Annotated in this window: 11 protein-coding genes; 9 read left to right on the top strand and 2 right to left on the bottom strand. The window is 60.7% G+C overall.

Annotated features, from left to right (window positions below; translation table 11 throughout):
• Positions 1-66: 66 nt before the first annotated feature.
• Positions 67-957 carry a LysR family transcriptional regulator gene (locus BLO97_RS06665; RefSeq protein WP_072342675.1) on the bottom strand — a complete coding sequence of 297 codons (891 nt, stop codon included), beginning with the start codon at positions 955-957 and terminating at the stop codon, positions 67-69.
• Between the two features lie 132 nt (positions 958-1,089).
• Here BLO97_RS06665 and BLO97_RS06660 point away from each other — a divergent pair, with 132 nt between their 5' ends.
• Entirely contained in the window at positions 1,090-1,830 is a 741-nt protein-coding gene (locus BLO97_RS06660; protein ID WP_092146568.1) for an SDR family oxidoreductase, read from the top strand.
• Positions 1,831-1,842: 12 nt separating this feature from the next.
• On the opposite strand, the gene betT is transcribed toward BLO97_RS06660, so the two are convergent.
• A complete protein-coding gene (betT, locus tag BLO97_RS06655) occupies positions 1,843-3,804 on the bottom strand; it encodes a choline transporter BetT (RefSeq protein WP_170862053.1) in 1,962 nt (653 codons plus the stop codon).
• Positions 3,805-4,247: 443 nt separating this feature from the next.
• Between betT and BLO97_RS06650 the strand changes: the two genes are divergently transcribed.
• The 8 genes from BLO97_RS06650 to BLO97_RS06615 all read left to right on the top strand — a co-directional run bounded on the left by BLO97_RS06650 (position 4,248) and on the right by BLO97_RS06615 (position 13,201).
• The gene (locus BLO97_RS06650) at positions 4,248-5,240 is read left to right on the top strand and encodes a D-cysteine desulfhydrase (protein ID WP_092345397.1); all 993 of its coding nucleotides are present in this window, start codon (positions 4,248-4,250) and stop codon (positions 5,238-5,240) included.
• 307 nt (positions 5,241-5,547) lie between these two features.
• Positions 5,548-6,348, top strand: a complete 801-nt coding sequence (gene tcyJ, locus BLO97_RS06645) for a cystine ABC transporter substrate-binding protein (protein WP_003196665.1) — start codon at positions 5,548-5,550, stop codon at positions 6,346-6,348.
• The gene (gene tcyL / locus BLO97_RS06640; RefSeq protein WP_063323430.1) at positions 6,348-7,013 is read left to right on the top strand and encodes a cystine ABC transporter permease; all 666 of its coding nucleotides are present in this window, start codon (positions 6,348-6,350) and stop codon (positions 7,011-7,013) included. The genes tcyJ and tcyL overlap by 1 nt, the downstream gene beginning before the upstream one ends.
• Before the next feature lie 3 nt (positions 7,014-7,016).
• Positions 7,017-7,778: an L-cystine ABC transporter ATP-binding protein TcyN gene (gene tcyN / locus BLO97_RS06635; RefSeq protein ID WP_092345395.1), complete on the top strand. Its 762-nt coding sequence runs from the start codon at positions 7,017-7,019 to the stop codon at positions 7,776-7,778.
• 515 nt (positions 7,779-8,293) lie between these two features.
• The gene (locus BLO97_RS06630; RefSeq protein WP_092345393.1) at positions 8,294-9,064 is read left to right on the top strand and encodes a hypothetical protein; all 771 of its coding nucleotides are present in this window, start codon (positions 8,294-8,296) and stop codon (positions 9,062-9,064) included.
• A 320-nt stretch (positions 9,065-9,384) separates the two neighbouring features.
• Positions 9,385-10,626: an SfnB family sulfur acquisition oxidoreductase gene (locus BLO97_RS06625; RefSeq protein ID WP_092345391.1), complete on the top strand. Its 1,242-nt coding sequence runs from the start codon at positions 9,385-9,387 to the stop codon at positions 10,624-10,626.
• A gap of 23 nt (positions 10,627-10,649) precedes the next feature.
• Positions 10,650-11,843 carry an SfnB family sulfur acquisition oxidoreductase gene (locus BLO97_RS06620; RefSeq protein ID WP_092146582.1) on the top strand — a complete coding sequence of 398 codons (1,194 nt, stop codon included), beginning with the start codon at positions 10,650-10,652 and terminating at the stop codon, positions 11,841-11,843.
• Positions 11,843-13,201: an LLM class flavin-dependent oxidoreductase gene (locus BLO97_RS06615; RefSeq protein ID WP_092345389.1), complete on the top strand. Its 1,359-nt coding sequence runs from the start codon at positions 11,843-11,845 to the stop codon at positions 13,199-13,201. Before BLO97_RS06620 ends, BLO97_RS06615 begins: the two co-directional genes overlap by 1 nt.
• Positions 13,202-13,329 lie beyond the last annotated feature (128 nt).

The raw sequence follows: 13,329 nt of genomic DNA, 5'->3' as shown, positions 1-13,329 counted from the left end.
ACACAATACACACCCAGAAAAATATTAGTTCAACTCTCCAACCCATGCACCGCCCTCACCACTCGGTCATCGCGCCTGCGCAAACACCTCCGCCACCCAATCCACGAACACGCGGACCCGTGGCGACATGTGTCGGTTGTGGGGATAGAGCACCGACACCGGCATGGACGGTGGCGGGGTGGCGGTGAGGACTTCCTGGATCAGCCCTTGCCGGATCGGTTCTTCCATTCGGTAATGCGGACATTGGATCAAGCCCATGCCGGCGATGGCCGAGGCGGCGTAGATTTCGGCACCGGACACCGACAACGTCCCCCCGATCGCTACCTCCTTGAGTTCGCCATCGACCATGAACTCAAACGGATAGAGTTTGGCGGTGGTCCGCGAGACGTAATTCACCGCCCGGTGATGTTTCAGGTCATCGAGGCTCTTCGGCTCGCCGTACTGGCGCAGGTAACCGGGGCTGGCACAGGTGATCTGCCGGAGATTGGCGACACGTCGGCCGATCAATGATGAATCCGCCAGCGTACCGGAGCGCAGCACGCAATCGACGCCCTCGGCAATCAGGTCGACGAAACGATCCGCCTCGCTGATGAACAGCTCTATTTCAGGGTAGCGAGCCATGAACTGTGGTAACGCCGGAATCACGAAGTACCGGGCCTGGGTGCCATGTAAGTCCACCCTCAGCTTGCCTTTGGGCGCCACACCGCGAAACGCCAGTTCGGCCTCTTCAAGTTCAGCCAGCAATTGCACACAGCGCGGGTAGTAGGCTTCGCCGTCGAGAGTCGGGCGCACCTTGCGGGTGCTGCGCTCCAACAAACGAACACCCAGCCAGGCTTCGAATTGATTGAGCGTATGGGTCAGCGTGGCCCGGGGCATATTCAAGTCTTCAGCGGCCAGGGTGAAGCTGCTGCGCTCGTATATGCGGACAAACACTCTCATCGCCTTGACCTGGTCCATCTGAATCCTTCCCGCCGATTGTTGGAAGATATTGAATAGTCAAGGCAACTCTCGTGTATTTATCGCCAACAGTAAACATGTGAATCTGGCTCCAACGAATCACAACGCCTCAACAGCAAAGGAACCCTTCACATGACTGTTCAAAATTCGAAAGTTGCCATCGTGACCGGCGCCTCTCGCGGCATCGGAGCAGAGATTGCCAAGCAACTGGCCAGCGAAGGTTTCGCCGTCGCCATCAACTACGCCAACAGCGCCACCGAAGCCTCGAAACTGGTGGTGCAATTGCGTCAGGCTGGCCATCAGGCCATAGCGATCAAGGCGGACGTGTCGTCTGCCGCCGATGTCCGGCGGATGTTCGATGAAACCGAAGCGCAGCTGGGCAAGGTCGATGTGTTGATCAACAACGCCGGCATCCTCCAGGTCATGCCCCTGGCACAGCACAGCGACGAGCTGTTCGAGCAGACGTTCGCCATCAACACCCGTGGCACCTTCAACACCCTGCGCGAGGCCGCGACCCGTTTGAATGACGGTGGCCGGATCGTGAATTTTTCCAGCAGCACCGTGGGCCTGAACCTGCCCGGCTACTCGGTGTACATCGCCAGCAAGGCCGCAGTGGAATCCCTGACCCAGGTGTTCGCCAAGGAACTGCGCGGTCGGCAGATCACGGTCAATGCCGTGGCCCCCGGCCCCGTCGCCACCGAGCTGTTCATGCACGGCAAGAGTGAGGAACAGGTGCAGCACTACGCCAAGATGCCGCCCCTGGAGCGCCTCGGCCAGCCGCAGGACATCGCCCGCATCATCACCTTCCTGGTGGGTCCGGACGCCGGGTGGGTGAACGGGCAGATCCTGCGGGCCAACGGCGGGCTCGTCTGAGGCTCAGGCCGATCAGCGCACCAAATGCAGGAACTGCAGGTGCCGCTCGTACTGGTCGAGGATGTCGTTGATGACTTGCTCCTTGGTGTAGCCCACCAGGTCGTAATCCTGGCTGCCTTCGCTCAAGTGCACTTCGGCACGGTAGTAACGACGGTTGTTGAGCTCCTTCGACCCCATGCCGCCGCGGGCGAAGGACGGCGTGAAGTAGCCGCGCATCTGCACCTGGTAGATGAACGGATGCTGCTCGCCGTGGCCGATCTCCAGGCTGACGTTGTCATTGACCGGATCGGGCTGGGTCACCACCGTCAGGCCCTTTTCGACGAACACTGCGGTCACTTCTTCAATGGCCGGGCGCACCGTGGTGTCGAGGAAACGGTACACCTCATCACGGGACGGAAAATGCACCGCCTGGCTCAAGCGCTGGCGCCAGCCGCCCGTACCCCGGCGCGAGCCCGACACCGGCGCCAGGGAATGCAATTGCGCGATCTGCTTCTGGGACTCCAGGTAGAACGCCTTGTGCAGGCCCCACATCATCAGCAGCAGAATCAACGAGAACGGCAAGGACGTCAGCACCACCGCCGACTTCAAGGCGTCGATGCTGCCGGAGAACAGCAACGCGCTGGTCACCAGGGCAGTCATCGCGCCCCAGAACACCCGCAACCACTTCGGCCCGTCCTCGTCGGGGTTGCCGCCCTTGGCCGACAACGTCGACAGCACCACGGTGCCCGAGTCGGCGGACGTGACGAAGAACACGAAGCTGATGAACACCGTGACCGCGATGACGGTCTTGCTCCAGGGATAGGTTTCCAGCAGCAGGTAAAGGCTCATCGATGGGTTTTCCAGGGCGGACATGCCCAGGGCACTCATGCCATGGTTCAGCACCTGGTCGATGGCGCTGTTGCCGAAGATCGACATCCACGCCAGGGTGAAACCCAGGGGAATCAGCAGCACGCCAAACACGAATTCGCGGATGGTGCGGCCACGGGAAATCCGTGCGATGAACAGCCCCACGAACGGCGACCACGCGATCCACCAGGCCCAGTAGAACACCGTCCAGCCGCCCAGCCAGTCGCTGGGTTTGTCGTAGGCGTACAGATCGAAACTCTTCATCGGCAAGGCGCCGAGGTAATCGCCGATGTTCTGGATCAACGTATTGAGCAAATGCTGGGTGGGCCCGGCGAACAGCACGAACAACAACAAGGCGCAGGCCAGCAGCATGTTGATGTCGGACATGACCCGCACGCCTTTGTCGACACCGGCCACGGCGACGATGATCGCCGCGCCCATCATCAGCACGATCAGGCCGACCTGGATCCATTGGGTATGGGCGATGCCGAACAGGTAATCGAGCCCGGAATTGAGGTGCAACACACCAAAACCCATGTCCGCGCCGAGGCCGAACACCGTGGCGATAATGCCGAAGCCGTCCACGGCGTAGCCGATGGGGCCGTTGATGCGCTTGCCAATCAGCGGGTACAACGCCGAGCGCAGGGCCAGCGGCAAATTGTGCCGGTAGGCAAAATACGCCAGGGCCATGCCGACGAACGCGAAGACGCCCCAGCCGTGCAGGCCCCAGTGCAAGAACAGGATCTGCATGGCCTGGCGCGCCGCCTCGGCGGTACCAGCCTCGCCCTGGGGCGGCTGCACCATGTGGGTCAGCGGCTCGGACACGCAGAAGAAAAACAGTGTGATGCTGATGCCGGCGGCGAACAGCATGCCGGCCCAGGACAGATAACTGAATTCGGGCTCGTCGTGGTCGGCACCGAGCTTGATCTTGCCGTAGCCGGACAAGGCGGTGACCACCACGAAGACCAGATACAGCGTCATCGCGAGCATGTAGTACCAGCCGACCGTATTGGCCGCCCAGTTCTGCGCGGCCAGCAGCCAAGCGCCGGCCTGTGCGGGCATGGCAATCACCACCAGGCCGAACAGCAGGATGAAGGTCGCGGCGAAGTAAAAGACCGGCGGGTTCATGCGGACCAGGCCGCTGGGTGGCAGGGACGAAGCACTCATGGGCGAGGGCCCCCGGGCAGAGAAACAGCGAGGGTCGAAAACGGACTCGGCAAAAGCAAGCCTCCTTATTGTGAGCGGGCAGCAAACCGACGGTTTAACTTGAATGAACGTTCAAGTTAAACATGAATAGGCAGCTAAGGACTAATCGCAGGGCTCAACGGCGCGTTTCCTACGCAGGCCAGTGGGAGGATAGACGCTGCTTGGTGTGTATTCGTTCAGTGTTCAACAGACCACACACAAACCCTGTGGGAGCGAGCAGGCTCGCTCCCACAGGGTTTGTGTGTTCATAAATCATGTGTCACTCCCTGTCCGTCGCCGGTTTACTTCCAAACAAATGATTGCCGGTTGCCCCTGAATATCCGCGTGCCTATAGTCCAGACATCTCCTACAACCAGTACGGACCCATGATCAAAGAACAGCTGTCTCGCTTTAACCGTCTCGACCTGCTCGGCCATCCGACACCGCTGGAAAAACTCGACCGCCTCTCCACCTGGCTCGGCCGGGACATCTATATCAAGCGTGACGACCTGACGCCCCTGGCCATGGGCGGCAACAAACTGCGCAAGCTCGAATACCTGGCCGCCGATGCCATCGCCCAAGGCGCCGATACCCTCATCACCGCCGGGGCGATCCAGTCCAACCATGTACGCCAGACCGCCGCCCTCGCCGCGAAACTGGGCCTGGGCTGCGTGGCCTTGCTGGAAAACCCCATCGGCACCGAAGACAGCAATTACCTGGGCAACGGCAACCGGCTGCTGTTGGAATTGTTCGACGCCAAGGTCGAGCTGGTGGACAACCTGGACAACGCCGATGAGCAGCTACAGGCCCTCGCCGGGCGCCTGCGCAGCAACGGGAAAAAGCCCTATCTGGTGCCGATTGGCGGTTCGAACGCCTTGGGCGCGCTGGGGTATGTGCGCGCCGGCCTGGAACTGGCCGAGCAGATCAAGGACACCGGGATTGAATTCGCCGCCGTGGTACTGGCCTCGGGCAGTGCCGGCACCCATAGCGGCCTGGCACTGGCGTTGAGCGAAAGCCTGCCGGCACTACCGGTCATTGGCGTCACCGTTTCCCGCAGCGAGGAGGATCAGTTTCCGAAGGTCCAGGGCCTGGCCGAGCGTACGGCAGCGTTGCTCGAAGTCGACCTTCCGGAAGCGTTCAAAGTGATCCTGTGGGACGAATATTTCGCCCCCCGCTACGGCGAACCCAACGCCGGGACACTGGCGGCGGTCAAGCTGCTGGCCAGCCAGGAAGGGCTGCTGCTCGATCCGGTCTACACCGGCAAGGCCATGGCCGGCCTGCTCGACGGCATGGGTCGCGACCGTTTCGACGAAGGCCCGATCATCTTCCTCCACACCGGCGGCGCACCGGCGTTGTTTGCCTATAACGCAGTCTTCTGAAGATAGAAAAGCCTTAATGTGGGAGCAAGCTTGCTCGCGATGAGAGTGTGTCAGTTGATTGGAATTGGGCTGATCCACTGCTATCGCGAGCAAGCTCGCTCCCACGGGGAAAAATTCAAAACAGGCATATAGAGTTGATTTAATATTATTTTCCAATCTATAAAAGCCATCCTATAGTCTCGCCGCAGGCGCATTTGCCGCGAGACGCCCAAACCGCTTTAAGGCAGGATGTGGCAATCTTTTCGGATCGCGGCTACGCCTTATCTCAGCCAAATAACCTCTTCATAAGAAAACACAGGGGCTTGTCATGAATTTTTCCGCATTACGTCGCAACCTGTTGGTGGGTTCGCTGGGCTTGGCATTGAGCGCCGGGCTGCTGGGGCAAGCGGTTGCCGGTGAGCAGCTGCAGAAAATCAAGGATGCCGGCGAAATCAAGATCGGCCTGGAAGGCACTTATCCACCGTTCAGTTTCGTTGATGACAGCGGCAAACTGACCGGCTTCGAAGTGGAGTTCTCCGAAGCCCTGGCCAAGGAACTGGGTGTGAAGGTCAAGCTGCAGACGACCCCATGGGCCGGCATTCTCGCGGCCCTGGAATCCAAGCGTCTGGACGCAGTGGTCAACCAGGTGACCATCTCCGAGGAACGTAAGAAAAAATACGATTTCTCCGAGCCGTACACCGTTTCCGGGATTCAAGCGCTGGTACTGACCAAGAAAGCCGACGAGCTGAACATCAAGAAGGCCGCCGACCTGGACGGTAAAAAAGTCGGCGTGGGCCTGGGCACCAACTACGAACAGTGGGTCAAGGCAGAAGTACCGGGCGCCCAAGTCAAAACCTACGATGACGACCCCACCAAGTTCCAGGACCTGCGCGTCGGTCGTATCGACACCATCCTGATCGACCGCCTGGCCGCACTGGAATACGCCAAGAAAGCCAAGGACACCACCGTCACCAGCGAAGCCTTTTCTCGCCAGGAGTCCGGTATTGCCCTGCGCAAAGGCGAGCCTGAGCTGTTGGCAGCCGTGAACAAGGCCATCGAAAAACTTCGCGCCGACGGTACGTTGAAAAAACTTTCGGAAAAATACTTCAGCGCTGACGTTACCCAATAATGGAAGCAGCTCTTCAACTCGCACTGGACTCCGCGCCCTTCCTGCTCAAGGGCGCGTATTACACGGTCTTCCTCAGCCTGGGCGGTATGTTTTTCGGCTTGCTGCTGGGGTTCGGCCTGGCGCTGATGCGCCTGTCGCGCTTCAAGCTGGTGAACTGGATCGCCCGCATCTACGTGTCGTTCTTTCGCGGTACGCCGTTGCTGGTGCAGTTGTTCGTGATCTATTACGGGTTGCCGCAACTGGGCATCGAGCTGGATCCGCTGCCCGCGGCCCTGATCGGTTTCTCGCTGAACATGGCTGCCTATGCGTGTGAAATCCTGCGGGCCGCTATCAGTTCCATCGAGCGCGGCCAGTGGGAAGCGGCGGCGAGTATCGGCATGACCCGCGCCCAGACCCTGCGCCGGGCCATCCTGCCGCAAGCCGCACGCACGGCGCTGCCACCGTTGGGCAACAGCTTCATTTCCCTGGTCAAGGACACCGCGCTGGCGGCGACCATCCAGGTGCCGGAGCTGTTCCGCCAGGCGCAGCTGATCACCGCGCGAACCTTCGAAATCTTCACCATGTACCTTGCCGCCGCGCTGATCTATTGGGTTCTTGCTACCGTGCTCTCGCACCTGCAGAACGTCCTGGAAGCACGGGTCAATCGGCATGACCAGGAGTCCTGACCCATGATTGTCGTGGAAAAACTGACAAAGCAGTTCAAGGGTCAGGTGGTGCTCAACGGCATCGACTTGAAGATCGAAGAAGGCGAAGTGGTTGCGATCATCGGCCCCAGCGGCTCGGGCAAGACCACCTTCCTGCGCTGCCTGAACTTCCTCGAAGAACCTACCAGTGGCCGGATCAAGGTCGGCGACATCGAAATCGATGGCAGTCGACCGCTGAACCAGCAACAGGGCCTGGTGCGCCGTTTGCGCCAGCAGGTGGGCTTCGTGTTCCAGAACTTCAACCTGTTTCCCCATCGCACCGCATTGGAAAATGTCACTGAAGGCCCGCAGGTGGTGAAGAAAATTCCTCGCACCGAAGCCGAAGCCCTGGGGCGCAAGCTGTTGGCCAAGGTCGGGCTGGCCGGCAAGGAGGACGCCTACCCACGGCGCCTTTCCGGCGGCCAGCAACAGCGCGTGGCGATTGCCCGGGCGTTGGCGATGGAGCCGGCGGTGATCCTGTTCGATGAGCCGACCTCGGCCCTGGATCCGGAACTGGTGGGCGAGGTGCTGGCAACCATTCGCGACTTGGCCGAAGAAAAACGCACCATGGTCATCGTGACCCACGAAATGGGCTTCGCCCGGGACGTGGCCAACCGCGTGGTGTTTTTCGACAAAGGCGTGATCGTCGAACAAGGCGAAGCCAAGGCCTTGTTTGCAGCTCCCAAGGAAGAACGCACGCGACAGTTCCTCAGCAAGTTCCTCTCCGCCGGTCACGGCGCTCAGTAAGTTATCGGCAGTGTCATCACTTCCAGGGATGGAAGTGAGGCAGTTGCAACACTCTTCAAGATACTAGCGCCATAACTTTGCCATAAAGAAACAACTTGCAACTTGCGCCCTACTCAACATCCTCGACCGTTTTATGCACGGCATGGATCTACCTCTCGTAACACTTACGCTCAGCCCAAGCACTCCTCCTTTTTAGTCTCAAAACGCTCTTTCGAGCATTTTCCAGAAACCTGCGAGCCTCGGAAAAGGGCTTGTGATGCCGCGCATTATTAACATGGGGGCGTAGGATATTTCTGAAGCCTTTCATAATGAATTATTAAGCAAGTGCCTCTATTGACACTGAAACTATGGAGCCTTTATCTAGTGACCAACAAGCGATGCACATTATTTATTTTCTGCACAGTGATTAGGCGCAGCCTGGCCTATATGGCTGCACACATAAAATATGTCGCGATTAGTCATCGCCGTTGATCTTCCCGAAACGGACTTAGTTTTCAAGCATCAAGGAGAACACCATGACATGTAAGTCGAAGAGTCCTGAACTGGCCGCCCCCACCCTGGCCAACGCCCACCCTACCGGCATCAATATCGCCAACGCCGCTCACCTGGAGGTTGCCATTGCGCCCTACCCTGGCATGGACGCAGGTGACCTGATCGAACTGTTCTGGGACAACTGCTACGTCGGCTCGCGCTTGCTGTCGCAGGCCGATGTGCAAGACAGCGTCACCCTGCGAGTCCCGGAGAGTTTCATCGTCGATGGCACCTCGCGCATTCACTATCGGGTGATGCAGGTCGGGCGTGGGCCGGCGCTATCTGCCAGGCAGCGGGTACACGCGAAACTCGATTGCCCCGGCGGGCAGCCGTCGGCCCTGAGCGGCGATGAAAACCAGGGCCTGGCGCCCGTGCGCATTCCCGGTACTATCCGACGCCAAGGGGTGAACCCCAACCAGATCAAGCGCGGCGTACCACTGACCATCGAACCCTACCTGAACATGGCCGCCGGCGATGCCGTGACCCTGCGCTGGGGCGATGTGCGCATGGACCTGCCTGCCGTCGCCGCCAGCGAGGTCGACCAGCCAATCAATATCTGGGTCCCGCCGCAGATCATCCTGGAGGCAGGCGAAGACCTGCGCCTGGAAGTGACCTACTGCATCATTGATCGCGTAGGCAACAATTCCCTCTGGGCACCGCCGCGAACGCTGAAGATCGGTTGCGCCAATCCCTATCTGAAGAAGCCCTCGAAAGAGGCCCTCATGGCCGCCGAACCGCGACATCGAGCGCCTTGATACAGAGCGCTTTTGGTGGCGAGGGAGCTTGCTCCCGCTTGGGTAAAAGAAGGGTTGCTGCGCAACCCAGCGGGAGCAAGCTCCCTCGCCACAGAGGACTCCTTCCAATTGAATCCAACCTATACATATTCCTAAAAGTTAGTTCAAAAATAATTTATACACGCTTAGGGTATATATACCGGACCACCGGACATTCTTGATTTTGACTCGCCGCATTTATCGCGGCGTTTTCCGAAAAGATGTGAGGTGGGTATGGAACGGAACACAATCACCCCAGTGCAATACGCCAAGGCACTGCCTGCAGCCACGGAGTGGCTGTAATGTCGGATCTGGCGCAAGCAAAAGTCCAGAGCGACCTGGACATCGCACCACTGTTGTTGCCCGCACAGGTGTTGCGCAACGATGCCGAGGCCATCAAAGCCGCCCATGAACTGGCGCAGGTCGCCCGTCAGCAGGCCGCGCGTCGTGACCAGCAACGCAAGCTGCCCTGGGCAGAAATCGAGCAATTCACCCGCAGCGGATTGGGCAGCATTGCCATTCCCCGGGCATACGGCGGTCCGCAGGTTTCGTTCGTCACCCTGGCCGACGTGTTCGCGATCATTTCCGCCGCTGACCCGGCCCTTGGGCAGATCCCGCAGAACCAGTTCGGCGTGCTCCAGCTGATTCTCGGCACCGGCACCGAACGGCAGAAAAAAATCCTCTTGCAGAGCGTGCTCGAAGGTTGGCGCATCGGCAACGCCGGGCCGGAGCGCGGTACTCGCAATACCCTTGAGCTCAAGGCTCGGATCACCACTGACGGTGACGGGTTTGTCATCAATGGTCAGAAGTTCTATTCCACCGGCGCGCTGTTTGCCCATTGGGTCGCGGTCAAGGCGTTGAATGACGAGGGCCGCCAGGTGCTGGCATTCGTGCGGCGCGGCACCCCGGGCCTGCGGATCGTCGACGACTGGTCAGGATTCGGCCAGCGCACCACCGCCAGCGGCACCGTGCTGCTGAACAATGTGCGGGTGGATACCGAGTTGGTCCTGGATAACTGGCGCATCAACGAAACACCCGGCGTGCAAGGTGCGATTTCCCAACTGATCCAGGCCGCCATCGATGCGGGTATCGCCCGTGGCGCCATCGATGATGCCATCGCTTTTGTGCGTGAACGGGCCCGGCCCTGGATCGACGCCAAGGTCGACCGAGCCAGTGACGACCTCTACGTGATCGCCGACATTGGCAAACTGAAAATCGAACTGCACGCCGCCGAAGCCTTGCTGCGCAAGGCCGGACAGGTGCTGGACCAGGTCAGTGCCGCCCCCATCACGGCGCAATCTGCCGCCCGCGCCTCGATTGCCGTGGCCGAGGCCAAAGTGCTCACCACCGAAATCGCCCTGCACGCCAGCGAAAAACTCTTCGAACTGGCCGGCAGCCGCGCCACCCTCGCCGAATTCAACCTCGATCGCCACTGGCGCAACGCACGGGTCCACACCCTGCACGACCCGGTGCGCTGGAAGTATCACGCGGTAGGCGCCTACCACCTGAACGGCACCTTGCCGGCCCGCCATTCCTGGATCTGACGACCCGACCTCTGGAGCAGCACATGACGCTTTCTCAACACGTCGCGGTGATCACCAGCGATGAACAAGCCCTGATCGTGGCCAGCGACCTGGCCGATGACTTCAAGCGCGACAGCGCCCTGCGCGACCGCGAGCGCCGTTTGCCGTACCCGGAACTGGAGGCTTTCTCCCGCTCGGGCCTGTGGGGTATCAGCGTGCCCACGGCCTATGGCGGTGCCGGTGTGTCCAACGTCACCCTGGCCAAAGTCATTGCGCTGATTTCCCAGGCCGACAGCTCGCTGGGGCAGATTCCGCAAAATCATTTCTATGCCCTGGAAGTGCTACGGGTAAATGGCACTGAAGCGCAAAAACAACGCCTCTACGCCGAAGTGCTCGCCGGCCAGCGCTTTGGTAACGCCCTGGCCGAACTTGGCACCAAGACTGCCCATGATCGCATCACCCAACTGCGCCGCGACGGCGAGGGCTATCGCATCAACGGTCGCAAGTTCTACGCCACGGGCGCGATCTACGCCCAGCGCATCCCCACGTCAGTGGTGGACGAAAACGGTGTGCAACAACTGGCGTTCGTGCCTCGCAGCAGCCAAGGCCTGACGGTGATCGACGACTGGAGCGGTTTTGGCCAGCGCACCACGGGCAGCGGTTCGGTGGTGTTCGAAGACGTTTATGTCGCCGCCACCGACATCGTGCCCTTCCAGAGCGCCTTCGAACGTCCCACACCGGTAGGGCCGCTGGCGCAGATCCTTCACGCCGCTATCGACACCGGCATCGCCCGCGCCGCCTACGAAGACGCCCTGCATTTTGTCCGCAATAAAACCCGCCCCTGGATCGACGCCACCAGCGACGTCGCCACCGAAGACCCGCACACCCTCAAGAGTTTCGGCCAACTGAGCATCCGCCTGCATGCCGCCGAAGCCCTGTTGGAACGTGCCGGTGAATTCCTCGACCGGGCCCAGGCCGACACCCGGGCCGACACGGTCGCCGCCGCCTCGATTGCCGTGGCCGAAGCCCGTGCCGTCAGCACCGAAATATCCCTGGCCGCCAGCAGCACGCTGTTCGAATTGGCCGGCAGCCAGGCGACCCTGGCCGAACATGGCCTCGACCGTCACTGGCGCAACGCGCGAGTGCACACCCTGCATGACCCGGTGCGCTGGAAATACCACGCCGTGGGCAACTTCTACCTCAACGATGAAAAACCGCCGCTGCGGGGGACTATCTGATGGCTCCCGGCAAGAAAAAAATCCTGCTCAACGCGTTCAACATGAACTGCATCGGGCACATCAATCACGGCCTCTGGACCCATCCCCAGGACACGTCGACCCAGTTCAACACGATCGAATACTGGACCGCCCTGGCGCAATTGCTCGAACGCGGGTTGTTCGACGGGCTGTTCATCGCCGACATCGTCGGGGTCTATGACGTGTATCAACAGTCGGTGGACGTCACGCTCAAGGAGTCGATCCAACTGCCGGTCAACGACCCGTTGCTGCTGGTCTCGGCAATGGCCGCCGTCACGAAGAACCTCGGCTTCGGCCTCACCGCCAACCTCACCTACGAACCGCCCTACCTGTTCGCCCGCCGCATGAGCACCCTCGACCACCTGAGCCGCGGCCGGGTCGGCTGGAACATCGTCACCGGCTACTTGGACAGCGCCGCCAAGGCCATGGGCCTGACCGCGCAGGTCGAGCATGATCGCCGCTACGACCAGGCCGACGAGTACCTGCAAGTGCTCTACAAACTCTGGGAAGGCAGCTGGGAAAACGACGCGGTACTCAACGATCGCCAGCGGCGGATCTATGCGCAGCCGGAGAAAGTGCACAAGGTCCGGCATCAGGGCGAGTTCTATCAGGTCGAGGGTTATCACCTGTGCGAACCCTCGCCCCAGCGCACGCCGGTGCTGTTCCAGGCCGGCAGTTCCGAGCGCGGCCTGCTGTTCGCCGGACGGCATGCCGAGTGCGTGTTCATCAGCGGCCAGAACAAACCGGCGACCAAGGCCCAGGTGGACAAGGTCCGCGCCAGCGCCGTAGAGACGGGGCGCAACCCCGGGGACATCAAGGTGTTCATGGGCCTGAACGTGATCGTCGGCGAGACCGAAGCGGCTGCCTGGGCCAAGCATGCCGAGTACCTGAGCTATGCCAGCGCCGAGGCCGGCGTGGCGCATTTTTCCGCGTCAACGGGCATCGATTTTTCCCAGTACGAACTGGACGAACCGATCCAGTACGTCAAGAGCAACGCCATCCAGTCCGCCACCAAGACCTTGCAGAACAACGACTGGACCCGGCGCAAATTGCTCGAACAACACGCCTTGGGCGGTCGCTACATCACGGTGGTCGGCTCGCCCGAACAGGTGGCCGACGAGCTGGAATCCTGGATCGGCGAAACCGGCCTCGATGGTTTCAACCTGACCCGCATCGTCACGCCGCAAAGCTACGTGGACTTCATCGACCTGGTGATTCCCGAACTGCAACGGCGCGGCGCGTACAAGACCGAATACGACAACGGCACCCTGCGGGAAAAGCTGTTTCGCGCGGGGGCTCATCTACCTGAACAACACACCGGCTCAACCTACCGACACTGACCCTGGGACTACCGACACTGACCCTGTGGCGAGGGAGCTTGCTCCCGCTGGTGGGCGAAGCCCGCCCAAAAAGGCGTTGGGGCTACTTCGTAGCCCAGCGGGAGCAAGCTCCCTCGCCACAAAAGCCT

The sequence above is a fragment of the Pseudomonas sp. NFACC05-1 genome, from assembly GCF_900100135.1.
In the GTDB taxonomy this organism is placed as follows: domain Bacteria; phylum Pseudomonadota; class Gammaproteobacteria; order Pseudomonadales; family Pseudomonadaceae; genus Aquipseudomonas; species Aquipseudomonas fluorescens_Q.
The sequence above is the reverse complement of the archived record's forward strand: the minus strand, read 5'-3'. Positions and strand labels throughout refer to the sequence as shown.